The organism is Amycolatopsis sp. NPDC114505 (genome assembly GCF_055633615.1).
The window spans coordinates 361,641-381,184 of record NZ_JBVKDV010000005.1 but is presented as its reverse complement, the minus strand read 5'-3'; the positions used below and the strand labels follow the sequence as shown (position 1 = coordinate 381,184).

Genomic DNA, 19,544 nt, shown 5'->3' with positions numbered 1-19,544 from the left:
GTGCGGGATGACACGCGGCACTGATGGCCGGGACATCGGTGTGCCCGCCGGAGCCAACGCGTAGAGTCGTTCTTCGCCCTCGGAGGCGATCCAGAGCTGTCAAGGAGCCATGCGTGTCGGAACCTCGGGTCAGACGGGCCGAGATCGCCATCGAACAAGCCCACGTCGATCGCGTGTACACCCGTCTGGACGAACTGCGTGCCCAAGCCGAGGCGATGCGCACCAAGGGCTACGAGATCGGCCAGGGCGCGCAGCGCGAGGCGATCTTCGAGCAGGCGTCGATGCTGTTCGAGCGCGACATGATGGTCTACCACGCCAATCAGACGCTGCAGACGCTCGACGCCGAGTACGAGGGCCTCGTCTTCGGCCGGCTCGACCACGTCGACGACGACGAACGCACCTACGTCGGCAGGCTCGGCATCCGCGACGCGGAGTTCGACAACCTCGTCACGGACTGGCGCGCGCCCGCCGCGGCGGCGTTCTACCAGGCCACCGCCGAAGAGCCGATGGGCGTCGTGCGGCGGCGCGTGATCCGCTGCTCCGGCCAGAACGTCCTGGACGTCGACGACGACGTCCTCATCGCCGACGCCGTGCCCGAGGACATGCAGATCGTCGGCGAAGGCGCGCTGATGGCCGCGCTGGGGCGCTCGCGCGGCGAGAAGATGCGCGACATCGTCGCGACCATCCAGAAGGAGCAGGACGAGGTCATCCGGGCGCCGTGGCGCGGCGTCACCGAGATCACCGGCGGCCCGGGCACCGGCAAGACCGCGGTCGCCCTGCACCGCGCGGCCTACCTGCTCTACCGCTACCGCCGTCAGCTGGGCGGGGCCGGCGTGCTCGTGATCGGACCTTCGGGCGTGTTCACCAGCTACATCTCGCGCGTCCTCCCCTCGATGGGGGAGACGAACGTCGAGCTGCGCGCGCTCGGCGAGGTCCTCGACGGCCTGGAGGCGACGCGGCAGGACGCGGCGCCGCTGGCCGCGATCAAGGGGTCGCTGCGGATGCGGAAGATCCTGCTGCGGACCCTGCGGGACACCCCGCCGGGAGCGCCGGAGGAGATGCGGATCGTCTACCGCGGCGAGGTGCTGAAGCTGACCGCGCGCGACCTGGAGAAGGTGCGCCGCAAGGCCCACACGCAGGGCGCGCCGCCGAACCGGTCGCGGATCCGGGCGGCCGAGATGCTGCTGGACGCGCTCGCGGCGAAGGCCGAGGAGTACGCGAAGGCCGACGGCAAGCCGTTCGAGCGGGCCGAGCTGATCACCGACCTGGGCGAGCGGATCGACTTCCACCGGTTCCTGGTGGTGTGGTGGCCGGAGCTGTACCCGGCGCAGATCCTGAAGTGGCTGGGCGAGGAGAAGCGGCTGGCGTCGGTGGCCAGGGGCGTCCTGAACCGGACCGAGATCTCGCTGCTGGCCGCGGACTTCGCGGACCGGTCGCGCGGCTGGTCGATCGCGGACGTGGCGCTGCTCGACGAGCTGCGCGTGCTGGTCGGGACCCCGCCGAAGCGCAAGCGCCGTCAGGTGATCGAGGTGGAGCCGCAGCGGTCGGGCGGTGCCCCGACCCGGCCCGAGCACTACGACGAGTACTCGCACGTCGTCGTCGACGAGTCGCAGGACCTTTCGCCGATGCAGTGGCGGATGGTCGGCCGGCGCGGCAAGTACGCGAGCTGGACGGTCGTCGGCGACCCGGTGCAGAGCTCGTGGCCGGACCCGGCGGAGGCGGCCCAGGCGCGCGACCAGGCGTTCGGGGTGAAGACGGCGCGGCGGCGGTTCACGCTGCGTACGAACTACCGGAACTCGGCGGAGATCTTCGACCTGGCGGCGAAGGTCGTGGCCGGGCACGCGGAGTCGGGCGAGCTGCCGATCGCGGTGCGCAAGACGGGCGTGGAGCCGGAGGTCCGTCCGGTCGAGGCGTCGGGCCTCGCGTCGGCGACGCAGGCGGCGGTCAAGGAGCTGCTGGGCGCGGTCGAGGGCACGGTCGGCGTCATCACGGCGATGGACCGGGTGCCGGAGGTCGAGGGCTGGGTGTCGGGGCAGGCGGACGAGCGGCTGAAGGTCGTCGGCAGCCTGGACTCGAAGGGCCTGGAGTACGACGCGGTGGTGCTCGTGGAGCCGAACGAGCTGATCACCGAGTCGACGACCGGGCGGCGCGTGCTCTACGTGGCGCTGACCCGGGCGACGCAGCAGCTGATCGTGCTGGCCTCGAACCCGGACTGGATCCCGGCGGGCTGACGAAGACACGCAGAAGGGCTCCTTCGAGGGGCGGGAGGCAGGTTCCCGTGCCCTTGAAGGAGCCCTTCAGACCCCCGGTGAAGAAACGTCTCTCGGACCGAACGCGTCCGAGGGCATGTCTACTGGACAAAAGTTGTTCGGTGTCCGCGCGCCCGCACCGAACAACAACGCCGGACAACTCGTTATGGGCACGGCGGCGCGTAGCCGATGCCCGGGAGGTTCGCCGACCACTCCGCCGGAGTGATCCGGGGCGCCGCGTCGGCGCAGATCCGGGCGGCCGCCCGGTCGGGGTCGGTCTCGGCGAACCGGACCGTGCCGTCGGCGACCGTCCCGGCCAGCGTATGGCCGTCCGGGGCGTACTGCACGGCGTAGACCCGGTCGTCCTCCTCGGGCAGCACCGCGTACGGCTCGCGACGCGCGACGTCCCAGAGCCGGACCGTGCGGTCGTAGCTGCCGGAGGCCAGCACGCGGCCGTCGCCGCTGAAGGACACCGACATGACGATGTCGGCGTGCCCGGAGAGGATCGCCGAGCCGTGCGCCGCGGCGGGGTCGCCGACGTCCCACAAGCGGATCATCCGGTCGGCGCCGGCGGTCGCCAGCGTGCGGCCGTCGGGGCTGAACGCGACCGAGAAGATCGTGTCGGTGTGCCCTTCGAGCTTCGAGAGCGGCCGGGGCGTGCGAGGCTTCGAGACGTCCCACAGCCGCGCGGTGTGGTCCCAGCCCGCGGTCGCCAGCGTCCGGCCGTCCGGGCTGAAGGCGAGCGTGTGGACGTCGTCGTCGTGCCCCTCCAGCCGGGCGATCTCCACCGGGTGCAGGCGGTCGGCGAGGTCCCAGAGCCGGGCCGTGTGGCCGTCGCCCGCGGTGGCGAGCACCTTGCCGTCGGGGCTGAACGCGACCGCGTCGATGTCGTCGTGCGGCCGGGAGAACACCACCGGCGGCCCGGGGTGGGCGGGGTCGGTGATGTCCCGCAGCGTCATCGTGTGGTCCCAGCTGCCGGTGGCCAGCGTCCGGCCGTCCGGGCTGATCGCGACGCCGCAGGCAGCGTCGTCGAAGCCGCCGATGGTGGCGACGGTCCGGGGCGCGGCCGGGTCGGCGAGGTCGTGCAGCCGGACCGTCTTGTCGTAGCCGCCGGTGGCGAGCAGCCCGCGGCCGAACGCGGCGTGGCACGCCTGCGCCGTGTGGGTCGGGATCGCCGGGCCGGGCAGGTCCCAGAGCCGGGCGGTCTGGTCGTCGCTGGCCGTGGCGAGGGTGCGGCCGTCGCGGGAGAACACCGCGGAGCCGACCGCGCCGGTGTGCCCGGGCATCGACGCCAGCTCGCGCGGCTGCCGCGGGTCGGCGACGTCCCACAGCCGCGCGGTGCGGTCGAACCCGGTCGTGGCCAGGGCGCGGCCGCCGGGGGCGAACGCGACCGACCGCACGATCGCCTTGTGCGCGCCGAGCGACGACAGCTGCCGAGGCATCGCAGGGTCGGTGACGTCCCACAGGCGCGCGGTCTCGTCGGCGCTCGCCGTGGCGAGGGTGCGCCCATCAGGGCTGAAGGCGACCGAGTGGACGACGCCGGTGTGCCCGGTCGCGACACCGAGCTGACGCCGCGCGGCGACGTCCCAGACGCGCGCGGTCTTGTCGGCCGACGCGGACGCGAGCAGCCGGCCGTCGGGGCTGAAGGCGAGGTTGTTGACGTACGACGTGTGCCCGGTCAGCTCGCCGGCTTGCCGCAGGTGGGCCAGGTCGGTGGTGTCGTAGAGCCGGAGCGTCCCGGCGACGTCGCCGGTCGCCAGCAGCGGTGCCACCGGGCTGAACGCGACCGCGTACGCCTTGCCCTCGTGCTGTTCGACGACCACCCCGGGGCCCGGCCGCGCCGGGTCGCCGACGTCCCAGACCCGGACGGTGCCGTCGAACCCCGCGGTGGCGACGCTCCGGCCGTCCGCGCTGAAGGCGACGTTGTTGACGTTGCCGGTGTGCCCGGTGAGGACGCCCAGCGGCGCCGGGTGGTGCGGGTCGTGGACGTCCCACAGGCGCGCGGTGCCGTCCCAGCTCGCCGTGGCGAGGACCTGCCCGTCCGGCCGGAGGGCGACGGTGTTGACCCGGCCGGTGTGCCCGGTGACGCGGGTCGAGTACGGCGTCGCGAACATGCCGAGCACGCTGCTGCGCGCCTCGGCGCTCGGGTCGAGGCGGTACGCGGCGAGCGCGAGCTGCGCGGCCAGCGCGGGGTTGGTGGCACGCATGGCCAGCGCCTGACCGGCGACCTTCTGGGCGAGCGCGCTGTTGCGCTGACCGGTGGCCGTGTTCTCGGCGCGCACGGCGTACACCGTGGCCGCGACGGCGAAGACCAGCAGCACGGCGAGCAGCGCGACGAGCTGCCGCAGCCGCCGCGTGCGCCGGCGGTCGCGCTCCTGCTCGGCGTGCTCGACGGCGAGGCTCGCGTCGAGGAACCGGCGTTCCCGCCGGGAAAGCGCGGTGTCCTGGCGCGCGGCCCACTCCCGCGCGATGGCCAGCCGGGTGCCGCGGTAGAGCCAGCCGGGGTCCTCCTCGACCGACTCCCACGCGTCGGTCGCCTCGGTGAGCTGCCGGTGCACGCGCAGGCCCTCGCGGTCCTGGGTGAGCCACTCGCGCAGGCGTGGCCAGCCGCGGATGAGGGCTTCGTGGGTGATCTCGATGCCGGTGTCGTCGAGGGTCACCAGCCGCGCCGCGGCCAGCTCGCCGAGCACGACGGCGGTGTCGTCGTCTTCGGTGTCGAGCTCGGCCCGGCTGATCCGGCGCTTGGTGTCCTCGGTGCCTTCGCCGAGCGCGGTCATCCGGAGGAAGATCTGCCGCGCCAGCCGCTGCTGACGCGCCGAGAGCGTCGCGAAGGTGCCTTCCGACGTCTGCGCGACCGACCGCTCGATGCCGCCGGTGGACTCGTACCCGGTCAGGGTGAGCGTGGTGCCGCGCCGCCGCCGCCACGTTTCGAGGAGCGCGTGCGAGAGCAGCGGCAGCACGCCGGGCCGGCCGGTGGCGTCCGCGACGAGCCGGGAGACCAAGGCCGTCTCGACGCGGTACCCGGCGTCGACCGCGGGCCGGGAGATGGCCTGCCGGAGCTCCTCGGTGGTCATCGGGCCGACGAGCACCTGGGCGTCCTGCATGGCTTCGGCGAGGTCCGCGTGCCGCGCGCAGTGGGTGTAGAAGTCGGTGCGGATGCCGAGGACGACCCGGGTCCGGCTGCCGGGCTCGGTCGTCGCCGTGACGAGCGCGGCGAGGAACCGCGCTCGCTCCTGGTCGTCCTGGCACAGCGTGAAGACCTCTTCGAACTGGTCCACGACCACGACGACGTCGGTGTCTTCGGCTTCGGCCAGCTGCCGGGCGGCGAGCCCGAGGTTGCGCGGGTGCGCGGCGAAGTCGTCGAGCAGCGCGCCCGGCGCGAGGCCGAGCGCGGCGGCGAACTTGACGGCGCACTCCTGCAGCGGCCGGGCGCCCGGGGTGAGCAGCACGACCGGGTCCTTGACCGACGGCAGCAGGCCGGCGCGCAGCAGTGACGACTTCCCCGAACCGGATGCGCCGAGGACAGCGAGAAAACGCTGTCTCGAAAGCCGGGAGACGAGCTTTTCGACCAGCCGTTCCCGGCCGAAGAATCGGCTCGCGTCCGCCGGGCCGAATGCGCCCAGCCCGATGTACGGCGGCTTCTCCCCGGTTTCCGGCTCGGGTGGTGCACCATCACCGTCGCGGGCGACGGCGTGCCAGCGTTCTTCCCATTCGCCGGGAACCCCGCCGCAGGCCCGGACGTAGGCCAAAGTGACGGCCAGGCTGGGGAGTTTCCGTCCGCCGGCGGCGTCCGAAAGCGTCCCGGCCGAGTAGTGCGCGCGCCGGCCGAGCTCGCGGTAGGTCGGATTCCCGGCGCTCTCCCGCAAACGCCGGAGATCGGCGGCGAATTCGGTCAGCGGGTCGTCGCCGGGATCCAAGGGTCGCTCCGGACGCGGCACCCCGTCCTCCCTTTATCCGCCGGTTTCCGACAACCGTATCGGGTATCGCGACGCGTCAGGGTTCGTTCGGCGAAACCAGCCGGTGGTGGACGGCCGCGGCGTCGACACCCAGTTCGGCGAGCAGGTCGGCGGCCGGATCGGGCGGGGTCACCTTCAGCAGTTCCCGCAGCAGTTCGGCGGGCTCCCGTGGTTTCGCCCGGTTGGCGACGGCGCGGGCGTTCGACGTCAGCGCGCCCGGGGACAGCCGCCCGCGCTTCACCGGGACCGCCGCCGGCCGCAGCCCTTCCACCTCGATGCCGAGCGCCGCCAAAGCCGCGCGGTCGAGGCGGTCGAGGGCCGCGCGGGCCTCCTCGACGGTCTTGCCGAGGGCCCGGGCGCTGTCCGGGTCGTGGAGGAGGCCGAGCAGCAGGTGCTCGGTGCCGAGGCGCCGGTCGCCGCGGCGGCGGGACTCCTCCAACGCGGCCGTCACCACGACGGCGAACGGGCTCTTGGCGATCAGCCGGTCGAGCACCACGGCCTCACTTCCCGTACTTCGCGTGCACGGACTGGCGGGCGACGCCGAGCGCGTCCCCGATCTGCTCCCACGACCAGCCGCGCTCCCTCGCGTGCGCGACGGCGGCCGCCTCGACCTGCTCGGCGAGCCGGTGCAGCGCGCCGACCGCCCGCAGCGCGACCGCGGGGTCGGTTTCCGAGATCCGCCCGGAAAGCTCTTCCGCTTCCATGGTGCGTCAGTCTAGCCTGACAGCTCATCCGTCAGTTCAAACTGACAGTGAGGAGGACGTCATGGACGTCGCGGTGATCGGAGCGGGCCCGGTCGGCCTGATGCTGGCGGCGGAGCTGCGGCTCGGCGGGGCCGAGGTGGTGGTGCTGGAGCGGCGGGCGACGCCGGACGAGCGGCCACGGGCGAACGGACTCGTCGGCCGGATCGTCGAGCAGCTCGACCACCGGGGCCTGCTGGACCGCTTCCGGGCCGAAGCCGGGTTCGCCGGACCGCTCCCCGGCTTCCCGTTCGGCCCGGTGCCGCTGAACACGCCCCTGCCCGGGCTGATGCTGCAGCAGCCGCGGATGGAGGCCCTGCTGACCGAGCGCGCACTCGAGCTCGGCGCCGAAATCCGGCGGGGTCACGAGCTGCTGGACCTCGGCACCGTCCGCGGCCCGGACGGCGAATATCCCCTGGAGGCGAAGTACGTCGTCGGCTGCGACGGCGCGCACAGCCGCGTCCGCGAGCTGGCCGGCATCGGGTTCCCCGGCACCACCGGCGACGAGCTGATGCGCCTCGGGCACTTCCGGGCGGACCTGCCCCTCTTCACCTCGGAGCTGAAGCGGGGCTGGAACCGCCGGCCCGGCGGCCGGGTGCTGGTGACGTCGCTGACGCCGGGCGTCCTGATCGCCGGCGTCCGGGAGGTGGCGCCGGAGCCGGCCGGGGAGCCGACGCTCGACGAGTTCCGCGACGCCGTGCGGCGCGTGCTCGGCACCGATCTCCGGCTGGGCGAACCGCTCTGGCTGTCGCGGACGGTCAGCTCCGCCCGGCTCGCCGAGCGATACCGCGCCGGGCGGGTGCTGCTGGCCGGCGACGCGGCGCACGTCTTCCCGGCGGGCGGCTCCTCGCTGAACGTCGGGCTGCTGGACGCGGTCAACCTCGGCTGGAAGCTCGCTGCCGTCGTGCGCGGTTCCGCGGACGAAAGCCTGCTCGACAGCTACCACGCGGAACGGCACCCGGTCGCCGCGCGGACGTTGACCCACACCCGCGTCCAGGCCGTGCTCGACCGCCTGACCGGCGAGGACGGCGACGCGCTGCGGACCCTGTTCGGCGAGCTGGCGGCGCTTCCCCCGGCGACGCGGCACTTGGCCGGGCTGCTGCGGGACGCCGACGAGCTGCCGTACGTCCCCGACCTGCCGCTGACCGTCGGCGGCCGCGCCACCCGCGTGGCCGAGGTCATGCGCGCGGCGCGGCCGGTGCTGTTCGACTTCGCCGATCGCGCCGACCTGCGGGAAGCCGCCGGCCCGGACGTGAAGATCGTCACGGCGGAGTGCCCGGAAGCCCCGGCCGACGCGCTTTTCGCACGCCCGGACGGCGTCGTGGCGTGGCAAGGCGGCGATCCGGCGGCGTTGCGGGAAGCAATGACGGCACCGGGGCGTTGACCCCGGTTGTGAGCTCACTGCCTGACGTGCCGCTGTCCGTGCTCGACCTGTCCCCCGTGTCCGAGGGGAACAGTGTCGGCGAGACGCTGCGAAACACCTTGGACCTCGCCCGCGCCGCGGAACGGCTGGGCTACCACCGCTACTGGCTGGCCGAGCACCACAACATGCCCGGCATCGCCAGCTCCGCCACCGTCGTGCTGATCGGGCACGTCGCCGACGCGACCGAGCGCATCCGCGTCGGCTCGGGCGGGATCATGCTGCCCAACCACGCGCCGCTGGTGGTCGCCGAGCAGTTCGGCACCCTGGAGGCGTTCCACCCGGGCCGCATCGACCTCGGCATCGGCCGTGCGCCGGGCACCGACCAGCGGACGGCGCTGGCGCTGCGCGGCCCCGGCGGGCTGTCCGCGGAGAACTTCCCGGAGCACCTGCAGGAGCTGATCGGCTACTTCACCCACTCCGAGGCACGCGGCGTCAACGCCGTGGTCGCCGAGGGCAACCAGCCGCCGGTGTGGCTGCTGGGCTCGAGCGGCTTCAGCGCCCAGCTGGCCGGACGGCTGGGGCTGCCGTTCTCCTTCGCGCACCACTTCGCGGCCGAGAACACGATCCCGGCCGTGCAGCTCTACCGCGAGAACTTCCGACCCGGCGTGCTCGACGAGCCGTACGTGATGCTCGGGGTCTCCGTGGTCGCCGCCGAGACCGACGACCGCGCGCAGTTCCTGGCCGGGCCGTCCGGGCTGACGTTCCTGAGCCTGCGCCGCGGCCGCCCGATCGCGCTGCCGACGCCGGAGGAGGCCGCGGAATACCCGTACACCGAGATGGACCGCGCGTTCCTCGCCGAGCGGTTCGGCTCGAGCATCGTCGGCTCGCCCGAAACGGTCCACAAGGGACTCGAGCAGCTCCTGGCCGACACGGGCGCGGACGAGCTGATGGTCACGACGATGGTCCACGGCCACGCGGACCGCGTCCGCTCCTACGAGCTGCTGGCCGGTCTCAAGTCCTGATCCCCCTGGACGGAGGGCACCGCCGGGCCTACTCTCCCCCTGGCGTGTCCTCCGTTCGGCGGTGTTCCCTCCCCGCGCGAATGGATAGCGGTGCACCCACTCCCGCATCCGGTACGGGATTTTCTTTTCCTTCTCTGACAACAAGATCAGGTCCGTTTGTCAACGACGGACAAGAAATGCGCGGTTACCAGCCCGTGACCGCGTGATCCTGCTCAAGTTCTTGTCTCCCAACAAGGCCGTGGTTAACGTACCGACCAGTAGGAACCGGCACGGTGTCCCCCGAGACCGTGAATGGCCGACAATTGTTACCCCGTTCGGACCATTTCCCCTTGCTCGACTCGGGTGTATTCGACGTGCCGTCGAAACCGCTGGGGAGGCACACGAATGGCCGAACGGACGACGACGCCGTCGTTCCCCGGGGCCGCCGCACTGCGGCAGACCGGACGGCTTTACGGGCTCGGGCTGGACGTCGTCCGGCTGACGTTCCGCCGCCCGTTCCAGGTGCGTGAGCTGATCCAGCAGTTCTGGTTCATCGCGAGCGTCTCGATCCTGCCGACGGCGCTGGTCTCCATCCCGTTCGGCGCGGTGATCGCGCTGCACATCGGGTCGCTGACCACGCAGATCGGCGCACAGTCGTTCACCGGCGCGGCCAGCGTGCTCGCGATCATCCAGCAGGCCGCCCCGATCGTGACGGCGCTGCTCATCGCCGGGGCCGGCGGCAGCGCCATGTGCGCCGATCTCGGCTCGCGCACCATCCGCGAAGAGATCGACGCCATGGAAGTCCTCGGCGTCTCGCCCGTCCAGCGGCTGATCGTGCCGCGGGTGCTCGCCGCCATGGGTGTCGCGGTCTTCCTCAACGGCATGGTGAGCGTCGTCGGCGTGCTCGGCGGCTACTTCTTCAACGTGATCATGCAGCACGGGACGCCGGGCGCGTACCTGGCCAGCTTCTCGGCCCTGGCGCAGCTGCCCGACCTGTGGATCAGCGAGATCAAGGCGGTCATCTTCGGCTTCGTCGCCGGCGTGGTCGCCGCCTACCGGGGGCTCAACCCCAAGGGCGGCCCGAAGGGCGTCGGCGACGCCGTCAACCAGTCGGTGGTCATCACGTTCCTGCTGCTGTTCGTGCTGAACCTGGTGCTCACCACCGTCTACCTGCAACTCGTGCCGCCCAAGGGGAGCTGATCGTGACGACCACGGAAGTCCCCAAGACCGCGCGGGTGCGCGAAGCCGTCGACCGCCGGTTCGGCTTCCTCGACACCCTCGGCGACCAGATCCTCTTCTTCTTGCGCGCGATCGCCTGGATCCCGCGGGCGATCCACCGGTACCTGCGCGAGATCGTCCGCCTGCTGGCCGAGGTCAGCTTCGGCAGCGGCGCGCTCGCCGTCATCGGCGGCACGATCGGCGTGATGATCGGGATGACCGTCGCCACCGGCACGGTCGTCGGCCTGCAGGGCTACTCCGCGCTCAACCAGGTCGGGACGTCGGCGTTCGCCGGGTTCGTCTCCGCCTACTTCAACACCCGCGAGATCGCTCCGCTGGTGAGCGGGCTCGCCCTCTCCGCCACCGTCGGCTGCGGGTTCACCGCGCAGCTCGGGGCGATGCGGATCTCCGAGGAGATCGACGCCCTGGAAGTCATGGGCATCCCCAGCGTCCCGTACCTGGTGACGACCCGGGTGATCGCCGGCTTCCTCGCCGTCATCCCGCTCTACGCGATCGGGCTGCTGTCGAGCTACCTCGCCTCCCGGCAGGTCACCGTCTGGTTCTTCGGCCAGTCCGCGGGGACCTACGACCACTACTTCCTGCTGTTCCTCCCACCCGGCGACGTCCTGTGGTCGTTCGGGAAGGTGCTCGTGTTCAGCGTCGTCGTGGTGCTGGCCCACTGCTACTACGGCTTCCGCGCGAGCGGCGGCCCGGCCGGCGTCGGCGTGGCGGTCGGCCGCGCGGTGCGCACCGCGATCGTCGCGATCAGCGTCCTCGACTTCTTCCTCTCCCTGGCGATCTGGGGCGCGACGACCACCGTGCAGGTGGCCGGATGAGACGGGAGACCCGCCACAAGGCCGGGATCCGCACCGCGGGCGTGCTGTTCCTGGTGGTGATGGGCGTGCTCGTGACGCTCTCCATCAAGGTGTACGACAAGGACTTCGTCAGCACGGTCCCGGTGACGCTCAAGGCGAGCCGCATCGGCAACCAGCTTTCCCCGGGCGGGCAGGTCAAGGCCCGCGGGGTGCTCGTCGGCGAGATCCGCGAGGTCCGGGCGACGCCGCAGGGCGCCGAGATAGCGCTTGCCCTGGAGCCGGGCAAAGTGGACATGTTGCCGCGCAACGTGTCCGCGCTGCTGGTACCCAAGACGCTGTTCGGCGAACGGTACGTCCAGCTGTCCATCCCGGACGGTGCCCGTGCCCCGCACTTGGCCGCGGGTGACACGATCGAACAGGACCGCTCGGCCAACGCGATCGAGCTGGAACGCGTCTTCGACAACCTGCTGCCGCTGCTCAAGGCCGTCCAGCCGCAGAAGCTCGCGACGACGCTGACCGCGGTGTCGACGGCGCTGCAGGGCCGCGGCGAACAGCTCGGGCAGACGATCGGCACCGCCGCGGACTACCTGAAGGACTTCAACCCGGAGCTCCCGCAGCTGACGTCGGACCTCCACGACCTGGCCACCGTCTCGAACCTCTACGGCGACATCGCCCCCGACCTGCTCGACGCGCTCACCTCTTCGGCGGTCACGCTCAACACTGTCAAGGAGAAGCAGGACGACCTCGCCGGGGTCTACCAGCAGGTGACGTCGTCCTCCCAGGAGGTCACGAACTTCCTGCAGAACAACCGTGACAACCTGATCGCGCTGGCCGCCGACAGCCGCGCGCCGCTCGAGGTCGCCGCGAAGTACTCCCCCAGCTTCGCCTGCACCATCAGTTCGCTCAGCGCCCTCGAGGGATCCATGGACAAGGTCCTCGGCGTCACCCGGAAGGAGCCCGGCCTGCACGCCGAGGTCTCGGTGACCGCCGACAGCGGCAAGTACCTGCCCGGCCGGGACGACCCGCGCTTCACCGGCGGCGGCGAGCCGCGCTGCTACCCCTCCGGCGTCGCCCCGACCACCGGCGTCGCCGCCGCGGCCCCGGGCAGCGCCGGGCACCCGCTGCTCACCGGCGGCGAGGGCGACCTCGGCGTCGCGAACTCCCCGCAGGAGGAGCAGCTGCTGGCCACGCTGGTCGCGCCGTCGATCGGCGTGCCCGCCGGGCAGGTCCCGGAGTGGAGCAGCGTGCTCGTCGGGCCGCTCTACCGCGGCACGGAGGTGAAGCTCAAATGAGGAACATCGCCTCCCCGCTCATCAAGAGCCTGATCTTCATCGTCATCACCGTCCTGGCGACGACGCTGCTGGCCGTGTCCATCACGAACTCCGGCGTCGGCGCGGGCGAGCACTACACGGCGAAGTTCCTCGACGCGACTTCGCTCAACGCCGGCGACGACGTGCGCATCTCCGGCGTCCGCGTCGGCCAGGTCGAAACGCTGGAGATCAGCGACCACAACCGCGCGCTCGTCGGGTTCTCCCTCGACCAGGGCCGCCGGCTGCCCGCCGACGTCCACGCGGTCATCAAGTACCGCAACATGGTCGGGCAGCGCTACATCGCCCTCGAACGCGGCACCACCGGCACCCGCGACCAGCTGCCCGAGGGCGGCGAGATCCCGCTGGACCGCACGACTCCCGCCCTGGACCTCACCGACCTGTTCAACGGCTTCAAGCCGCTGTTCCAGGCACTGTCGCCGAACGACGTCAACGAGCTCTCCGGCGAGATCGTCCAGGTGCTGCAGGGCGAAGGCGGCACCGTCGAAAGCCTGCTGGCCCACACCGGTTCGCTGACCACCACCCTCGCCGGGCGCGACAAGGTGATCGGCGAGGTGATCGGGAACCTCAACTCGGTGCTCAAGACCGTCAACGGCAAGGGTGACGCGCTCGCGAACCTGGTGTCCACGCTGCGGCAGCTGGTGTCCGGGTTGGCCGGCGACCGCGCCGCGATCGGCGACGCCATCAGCGGGATCGGGGACCTGACGCAGTCGACGGCCGGCCTGTTCGAGCAGGCGCGCCCGCCGCTGAAGGAGAGCATCGCCGACCTGCAGGAGGTCGCCGGCACGCTGGTGCAGAAACAGTCCGATGTGGACAGCTTCCTGACGAACCTCCCGGTGAAGTTCACCGAAATCGGCCGCGTCGCCTCCTACGGCACGTGGATGAACTTCTTCCTCTGCCGCGCCACGCTGCAGACCACACCCCCGCGCGGTGTGTACATCCCGACGGCGAGGTGCGACTCGTGAAGTCCTTCAAGGAGCGCAACCCGATCGCCCTCGGCGTCGTCGGCAGCGTCGCGCTGGCCGCGCTGCTGACCGTCACGCTCAACTACGACAACCTGCCGATCGTCGGCGGCGGCACCACCTACGAGGCCGAGTTCTCCGAGGCCGCCGGCCTGCAGGCGGACGACGAGGTGCGGATCGCCGGCATCAAGGTCGGCGAGGTCCGCGACGTCGCGCTGGCCGACGACCACGTCCTGGTGTCCTTCCGGGTCAAGAACGCGTGGATCGGCGACCGCACGACGGCCGACATCAAGATCAAGACGTTGCTGGGCCGCAAGTACCTCGCGCTGAACCCGACCGGCGACGGCGTGCAGAACCCGGACCAGGCGATCCCGCGCACCCGGACGGTCACGCCCTACGACGTCACCGACGCGTTCAACGGCCTGGCCGACACGGTCGGCGCGATCGACACCAAGCAGCTCGCGGACAGCTTCACCACGCTGTCCGACACCTTCCGCAACTCCCCCGAGCACGTCCGCAGCGCGCTCGACGGCCTGTCCCAGCTGTCCAAGACGGTCTCCAGCCGCGACGGCGAGATCGCCGAGCTGCTGGCCAACGCGCGGAAGCTGACCACGACGCTGGCGAACTCCAACGAGGACTTCGAGAAGCTGATCGACGACGGCAACCTGCTGCTGACCGAGCTGAACCGCCGCCGCGACGCGATCCACGACCTGCTCACCGGCTCGGCGCGGCTGGCCGACCAGCTGCGCGGCCTGGTCGCGGAGAACTCCGACCCGCTCAAGAAGGCGCTGCAGTCGCTGAGCCAGGTGACCGACCTGCTGAAGCGGCAGAACGACAACCTCACCAAGGGCCTGCAGCTGGCCGGGCCGTACTTCCGCGTGGTCACCAACACCACCGGCAACGGCCGCTGGATCGACGCCTACCTCTGCGGCCTGGTGCCGGAGAACCACAACCCCTGCACCACGCCGGGAGGCACCAGGTGAGCGCGCTGACCACCACCCGCGCCGGGGTGCTGACCACCCGGTTCGTCGCCGCCGCGATCCTGCTCGCGCTGGTCGTGACGGCCGCGCTGTGGTGGGTGTTCTCGGGCACCGGCCAGCACCACGTCACGGCGTTCTTCACCCGCGCGGTCGGCGTCTACTCCGGCTCCGACGTCCGCGTGCTCGGCGTCCGCATCGGCCAGGTCGACGCCGTCACCCCGCGTGGCGAGCAGGTGCAGGTGGACATGAGCATCGACGGCTCGGTCGGCATCGCCGAGGACACCACCGTGCTGGTGATCGCCCCCAGCGTCGTCGCCGACCGGTACGTCCAGTTCGCCAAGCCGGCGCGCGGCGGGCCGCGGCTGCCGAACGGCGCGTCGATCCCGGCGCGGCGGACCGCCACCCCGGTGGAGCTCGACCAGCTCTACGCCAGCCTCGACACGCTGTCGAAGGCACTCGGCCCGAACGGCGCGAACTCCCAGGGCGCGCTGTCGGACCTGCTCAAGACCGGCGCGCAGAACCTGCGGGGCAACGGGCAGGCGTTCAACGACAGCGTCCGCAACTTCGCCCAGCTGGCCCGGACGCTGGCCGGCAACTCCGGCGACCTGTTCGGCACGGTCGACGAGCTGCAGCGGTTCACGACCATGCTCGCCACCAACGACCAGCAGGTCAGCGGGGTCAACCAGCAGCTGTCGCAGATCTCCGGCACGCTGGCCGCGAACAGCGGCGAGCTGGCCCACGCCCTCGACAGCCTCGGCCAGGCGCTCGGCGACGTCCAAGCGTTCATCCGGGACAACCGCGGCGCCATCAAGTCCAATGTGGACAACCTGGTGACGACGACGCGAACGCTCGTCGAACAGCGCCAGTCACTGGCCGAGACGCTCGACGGCGTCCCGCTGGCCGTGACGAACGTCCTCAACGCGATCGACCCGGCGACCGGGCAGCTGCTGGGCCGCGACAACGCCCTCGAGTACTACCCGCCGATGCCGCTGCCGGCCACCGGCGACGTCTACACGAACGGGGGCGGGCGATGAAACGGGTCCTGACCGCCGTGACCATCGGGTGCCTGGCCCTCGCGGGCTGCTCGCCCGGTGAGTTCAAGGGCGTCTACGACCTGCCGCTGCCGGGCGGCGCCGACCTCGGCGACCACCCGTACGCGGTGACCGCGCAGTTCACCGACGTCCTCGACCTCGTGCCGCAGGCCGCCGTGAAGGTCGGCGATGTGCCGGTGGGGCGGGTGCGGCAGGTCCGGCTGGGCGGCGACGGCTGGACGGCCGAAGCCGTGCTGGACGTCAACGGCGACGTCGTGCTGCCGGCCGGGGCCGTCGCGCGGCTGCGCCAGTCCAGCCTGCTGGGCGAGAAGTTCGTCGAGCTGGCCGCACCCGACGGCGCGGCGCCGGCCGCGGGCGGCGCGCGGCTGGTGAACGGCGCGGTGATCACCCTGGACCGCACCAACCGCAACCCCGAGTTCGAAGAGATCTTCGGTGCCCTTTCGCTGCTGCTCAACGGCGGCGGGATCGGCCAGCTGCAGACCATCAACCGCGAGCTGTCGAAGGTGATGGACGGCAACGAGGCGCAGATCCGCTCGTTCCTGGGCGGGGTGAACACCCTGATGACGGACCTGGACGCGCACCGCTCGGACATCACCGAAGCGCTGGACGGGCTGAACCGGCTGTCCTCGACGCTCGCGAATCGCCACGAACAGGTCTCCGGCGCGCTGACCGACCTGACGCCCGGCCTGCAGACGCTCACCGACCAGCGCACCCAGCTCGTCTCGATGCTGCAGGCGCTGGACCGGCTTTCCACGGTGGCCACCGACGTCGTCGACCGCAGCCGCGACGACATGGTGGCCGACCTGCGGGCGCTCGCGCCGATCCTGGACCAGCTGGCCGACGCCGGAGCCGACCTGCCGAAGTCGCTGCAGATGCTGCCGACGTTCCCGTTCCCCGACTCGGTGCTCCCGGCGATCAAGGGCGACTACATCAACGCCTACGCGTCGATGATCCCGGCGCCCGGCGTGCCGCTGCCGGCGCCCGGCGAGGGCGTGCCGCCGGACCTGCCGCAGCTCCCGCTCCCCTCGGGAGGCCAGTGATGCTGACGCGCAGAGTGCGGGTCCAGGTGGTGCTGTTCGTCGTGATCGCGCTGGCGACGACGGCGTTCGTCGGCGCGAACTACGCCGGGCTCGGCCGGCTCTTCGGTTCGGGCAGCTACACGGTGAAGCTGGAGCTGGCCGAGGGCGGCGGGCTGTTCACCAACGGCGAGGTGACCTACCGCGGGGTCGCCGTCGGCCGGGTCGGCGAGCTGCGGCTCACCGTCACCGGGACCGAGGCCGACCTGCTGATCGACGACGGCGCCCCGCCCATCCCGGAGGACTCCCGCGCGGTGGTGGCGAACCGGTCGGCCGTCGGCGAGCAGTACGTCGACCTGCAGCCGCGCACCGGCGACGCGCCCTACCTCACGGCGGGCTCGGTCATCCGGCGCGAGTCGACGACGCTGCCGCTGCCGGTCAACAGCCTGCTGACGGACCTGGACTCGTTCACCGCGTCGGTGCCGACCCAGGACCTGCGCACGGTGGTCGACGAGCTCGACGACGCCCTGCGCGGCGCCGGCCCGGACCTGCAGACGCTGATGGACTCGGCGACGACGTTCACGCACGAGGCGAGCGCGAACCTGCCCCAGACGTCGAAGCTGATCAACGACGGGGCGACGGTGCTGCGGACGCAGGTCGACTCGTCGGCGGAGTGGCGCTCGTTCAGCAGCAACGCCCGGGTGTTCGCCCAGCAGCTGGCCAAGTCCGACGGAGACCTCCGGCGGCTGATCGCGACCGCGCCGCCCGCGGCGACGGAGCTGTCTTCGCTGCTGAAGGAGAACGACCCGGGGCTGCCGATCCTGCTGGCCAACCTGCTGACGACGGCCCGGGTGTTCGGCACCCGCACCGCGGCGGAGGAGACGCTGTTCGCGAACCTGCCTCGCGCGGTCGCCGGCGTGGGGTCGGCGTTGAACCCCCAGGGCGACGCGCTGCGGATGGGGCTGGTGCTGAACTTCGACAACCCACCGCCGTGCAGCCAGGGCTACGAGGGAACGCAGCACCGGCCGAGCAACGACCTCTCGCCGTTGCCGCTGAACACGGACGCGGCCTGCACGCTGCCGTACGGGAACGAGAGTTCGGTGCGCGGCGTGCAGAACGCGCCGCACCCACCGGTCCCGGAGCCGGCGCTGCCGGGCGGCCTGACCGGACTCGACGGGCAGGCGACGTCGACGAGCCTCGAGGAGATGCTGTGGCTGCGCTGAAGCAGGGCGCTGTGGTGGTTTTCGCGGCCGCCGCGATCTTCGCGGGCTGGTCGGGCTACTCGTGGTACGCGGCATCGCACGACGCGTCCCTGACGTACGGGGTGGCGCGCGACGAGGCTCTGTCGAGCGGGCGGACGCTGGTGGCGGAGCTGAACACCCTCGACTACCACGACGTGAACGGCGGTCTGGGTCGTTGGCTGTCGGCGTCGACGGGTCCTCTGCACGACCAGCTGGCCCGCACGGACTCGAAGACGAAGGAAGCCCTGACGGCGAACGCGACGGTGGCGACGGGCCGGGTCCTGGACGCGGCCCTGAGCGAGCTGGACGAGCACGCGGGCACGGCGAAGATGCTGGCTTCGGTGGAGATCACGATGGCAAAGCAGGGAACGGCCCCGGCGGTGAAGCGCAACCGTTTCGCGGCGGCGCTGTCACGGACACCGGACGGCTGGAAGCTCAGCGCGCTGGACCAGCTGCCGGTGGGTGCCCGATGAACCGCGCGCGGACGGTCGCCGAGGCTGGGGTGGCTCCGGCCGAGGTGGAGGCTGGGGAGGCTCCGGTCGAGGTGGAGGCCGGGGAGGCTCCGGCGCAGGTGGGTGCCGAGGTGGGCTCGGCCGCGAACTGGGCCGAGGACGGCTCGGCTGCGACCGGGCCCGAGGGCGGCTCGCCCGCAAGCGAGGCCGAGCAGGCCGCGCCCGCCGACGAGCGGGACGGGTCGTTGCGGGGCTCGAGCGACTCGGCTGAACTCTTACCGGGCAGCATCGGGGGCATCCGGCCCGGCTCTGCCGGGGCCGGCGAACCCGGCAGCCGGGCGACCGAGCAAGACCCGGCTGCTGCCGAGACCGGTGCCGTCGCCGAAACCGATCGGGCCGCCGAAGCCGGGGCCGCTGAGGCGTCGGTCGAGGCCGAAGCCGCGTCCGCTGAAGCCGAGCCGCTCGAAGCCACCGGCAGCGACCCGGCCGAAGGCCAGCCCGAACCCGCCACCAGCGAGCCAGCCGAAGCCGAGGCCGGAGCCGAAGCCGGGGCCGGGGCCGGAGCCGAAGGCGAACCCGCAGCTCAACCCGCCCGGCCCCGCCCCGCCTGGCTTCGCCTGCCCGCACTCCTCCTCGCCGCCGCCCTCGTGCTGGCCGGTGCCGGGGTCTGGTTCACCCTCGAAGCCCACTCCGCCTCGAGCAACCCCGCCGCCGACAACCTCGCGCTCACCGATGTCGGCCAGACCTCCGAGGTCACCTCTTCCGTCACCCTCGCGATGAACCGGATCTTCTCCTATTCCTACGACAAGACCGACGTCACCGAAAAGGCCGCCGCCGCCGTGCTGCGCGGGTCCGCCAAGGATTCCTACGACAAGCTCTTCGCCCAAGTGCGGCAGAAGGCTCCCGAGCAGAAACTCGTGCTCACTTCGCGCGTTTCCGCCATCGCCGTGCAAGAACTCCAGAATGGTCACGCGCGGTTACTCGTCTTTCTCGATCAATCAGCCGTCCGGGCTGACAACAATGCGACCGACAGCGCCGCCGCGCAGCTTTCCGTGACCGCGGAACGCGCCGGCGACGGCTGGGTCGTCACCGAGCTCGAACCCCGCTGAACAACGAACACTTCACCGTTTCCGGGAGCACCCGGAACGGACGGGAAACGCACAAGGAGGAC

16 protein-coding genes are annotated in these 19,544 nt (G+C 71.8%); 13 read left to right on the top strand and 3 right to left on the bottom strand.

Annotation, left to right across the window (positions count from 1 at the left end; all coding sequences use genetic code 11):
* Positions 1 to 113: 113 nt before the first annotated feature.
* On the top strand, positions 114 to 2,231 hold the full coding sequence (locus ACZ7OU_RS44645; RefSeq protein WP_470259918.1) for a HelD family protein: 2,118 nt from the start codon (positions 114 to 116) through the stop codon (positions 2,229 to 2,231).
* A gap of 182 nt (positions 2,232 to 2,413) precedes the next feature.
* On the opposite strand, the gene ACZ7OU_RS44640 is transcribed toward ACZ7OU_RS44645, so the two are convergent.
* The 3 genes from ACZ7OU_RS44640 to ACZ7OU_RS44630 are packed head-to-tail and all read right to left on the bottom strand — an operon-like array spanning position 2,414 to position 6,909.
* Positions 2,414 to 6,187, bottom strand: coding sequence for an nSTAND1 domain-containing NTPase (locus ACZ7OU_RS44640; RefSeq protein WP_470259917.1), 3,774 nt, complete (start codon positions 6,185 to 6,187; stop codon positions 2,414 to 2,416).
* A 55-nt stretch (positions 6,188 to 6,242) separates the two neighbouring features.
* Positions 6,243 to 6,701: a Clp protease N-terminal domain-containing protein gene (locus ACZ7OU_RS44635; protein ID WP_470259916.1), complete on the bottom strand. Its 459-nt coding sequence runs from the start codon at positions 6,699 to 6,701 to the stop codon at positions 6,243 to 6,245.
* A 4-nt stretch (positions 6,702 to 6,705) separates the two neighbouring features.
* Positions 6,706 to 6,909: a helix-turn-helix domain-containing protein gene (locus ACZ7OU_RS44630; protein ID WP_155545168.1), complete on the bottom strand. Its 204-nt coding sequence runs from the start codon at positions 6,907 to 6,909 to the stop codon at positions 6,706 to 6,708.
* Between the two features lie 61 nt (positions 6,910 to 6,970).
* On the opposite strand from ACZ7OU_RS44630, the gene ACZ7OU_RS44625 reads away from it, so the two are divergent.
* From ACZ7OU_RS44625 to ACZ7OU_RS44570, 12 genes are all read left to right on the top strand, one after another.
* On the top strand, positions 6,971 to 8,329 hold the full coding sequence (locus ACZ7OU_RS44625; protein WP_470259915.1) for an FAD-dependent monooxygenase: 1,359 nt from the start codon (positions 6,971 to 6,973) through the stop codon (positions 8,327 to 8,329).
* Positions 8,330 to 8,337: 8 nt separating this feature from the next.
* Positions 8,338 to 9,330: an LLM class flavin-dependent oxidoreductase gene (locus tag ACZ7OU_RS44620; protein WP_470259914.1), complete on the top strand. Its 993-nt coding sequence runs from the start codon at positions 8,338 to 8,340 to the stop codon at positions 9,328 to 9,330.
* A 384-nt stretch (positions 9,331 to 9,714) separates the two neighbouring features.
* The gene (locus tag ACZ7OU_RS44615; RefSeq protein ID WP_360684440.1) at positions 9,715 to 10,509 is read left to right on the top strand and encodes an MlaE family ABC transporter permease; all 795 of its coding nucleotides are present in this window, start codon (positions 9,715 to 9,717) and stop codon (positions 10,507 to 10,509) included.
* A 2-nt stretch (positions 10,510 to 10,511) separates the two neighbouring features.
* A complete protein-coding gene (locus tag ACZ7OU_RS44610; RefSeq protein ID WP_470245102.1) occupies positions 10,512 to 11,363 on the top strand; it encodes an MlaE family ABC transporter permease in 852 nt (283 codons plus the stop codon).
* Positions 11,360 to 12,634, top strand: coding sequence for an MCE family protein (locus ACZ7OU_RS44605; RefSeq protein WP_470259913.1), 1,275 nt, complete (start codon positions 11,360 to 11,362; stop codon positions 12,632 to 12,634). Before ACZ7OU_RS44610 ends, ACZ7OU_RS44605 begins: the two co-directional genes overlap by 4 nt.
* Complete coding sequence (locus tag ACZ7OU_RS44600) at positions 12,631 to 13,635, top strand: MCE family protein (RefSeq protein ID WP_470245104.1); 1,005 nt, start codon at positions 12,631 to 12,633, stop codon at positions 13,633 to 13,635. The genes ACZ7OU_RS44605 and ACZ7OU_RS44600 overlap by 4 nt, the downstream gene beginning before the upstream one ends.
* The gene (locus tag ACZ7OU_RS44595) at positions 13,632 to 14,615 is read left to right on the top strand and encodes an MCE family protein (protein WP_470259912.1); all 984 of its coding nucleotides are present in this window, start codon (positions 13,632 to 13,634) and stop codon (positions 14,613 to 14,615) included. Before ACZ7OU_RS44600 ends, ACZ7OU_RS44595 begins: the two co-directional genes overlap by 4 nt.
* The gene (locus tag ACZ7OU_RS44590; RefSeq protein WP_470259911.1) at positions 14,612 to 15,646 is read left to right on the top strand and encodes an MCE family protein; all 1,035 of its coding nucleotides are present in this window, start codon (positions 14,612 to 14,614) and stop codon (positions 15,644 to 15,646) included. The genes ACZ7OU_RS44595 and ACZ7OU_RS44590 overlap by 4 nt, the downstream gene beginning before the upstream one ends.
* Positions 15,643 to 16,704: an MCE family protein gene (locus ACZ7OU_RS44585; RefSeq protein ID WP_470245107.1), complete on the top strand. Its 1,062-nt coding sequence runs from the start codon at positions 15,643 to 15,645 to the stop codon at positions 16,702 to 16,704. The genes ACZ7OU_RS44590 and ACZ7OU_RS44585 overlap by 4 nt, the downstream gene beginning before the upstream one ends.
* Positions 16,704 to 17,903 carry an MCE family protein gene (locus tag ACZ7OU_RS44580; RefSeq protein ID WP_470259910.1) on the top strand — a complete coding sequence of 400 codons (1,200 nt, stop codon included), beginning with the start codon at positions 16,704 to 16,706 and terminating at the stop codon, positions 17,901 to 17,903. The genes ACZ7OU_RS44585 and ACZ7OU_RS44580 overlap by 1 nt, the downstream gene beginning before the upstream one ends.
* Complete coding sequence (locus ACZ7OU_RS44575; RefSeq protein ID WP_470245109.1) at positions 17,891 to 18,394, top strand: hypothetical protein; 504 nt, start codon at positions 17,891 to 17,893, stop codon at positions 18,392 to 18,394. Before ACZ7OU_RS44580 ends, ACZ7OU_RS44575 begins: the two co-directional genes overlap by 13 nt.
* Complete coding sequence (locus ACZ7OU_RS44570) at positions 18,391 to 19,482, top strand: hypothetical protein (protein WP_470259909.1); 1,092 nt, start codon at positions 18,391 to 18,393, stop codon at positions 19,480 to 19,482. The genes ACZ7OU_RS44575 and ACZ7OU_RS44570 overlap by 4 nt, the downstream gene beginning before the upstream one ends.
* The last annotated feature ends 62 nt before the right edge of the window (positions 19,483 to 19,544 follow it).

What these genes read in the sequence shown, in the direction of transcription:
- ACZ7OU_RS44605 (WP_470259913.1), top strand. Translation starts at nt 11,360, where the DNA reads ATGAGACGGGAGACCCGCCACAAGGCCGGGATCCGCACCGCGGGCGTG.
- ACZ7OU_RS44570 (WP_470259909.1), top strand. Translation starts at nt 18,391, where the DNA reads ATGAACCGCGCGCGGACGGTCGCCGAGGCTGGGGTGGCTCCGGCCGAG.
- ACZ7OU_RS44615 (WP_360684440.1), top strand. Translation starts at nt 9,715, where the DNA reads ATGGCCGAACGGACGACGACGCCGTCGTTCCCCGGGGCCGCCGCACTG.
- ACZ7OU_RS44585 (WP_470245107.1), top strand. Translation starts at nt 15,643, where the DNA reads ATGAAACGGGTCCTGACCGCCGTGACCATCGGGTGCCTGGCCCTCGCG.
- ACZ7OU_RS44580 (WP_470259910.1), top strand. Translation starts at nt 16,704, where the DNA reads ATGCTGACGCGCAGAGTGCGGGTCCAGGTGGTGCTGTTCGTCGTGATC.
- ACZ7OU_RS44625 (WP_470259915.1), top strand. Translation starts at nt 6,971, where the DNA reads ATGGACGTCGCGGTGATCGGAGCGGGCCCGGTCGGCCTGATGCTGGCG.
- ACZ7OU_RS44630 (WP_155545168.1), bottom strand. Translation starts at nt 6,909, where the DNA reads ATGGAAGCGGAAGAGCTTTCCGGGCGGATCTCGGAAACCGACCCCGCG.
- ACZ7OU_RS44600 (WP_470245104.1), top strand. Translation starts at nt 12,631, where the DNA reads ATGAGGAACATCGCCTCCCCGCTCATCAAGAGCCTGATCTTCATCGTC.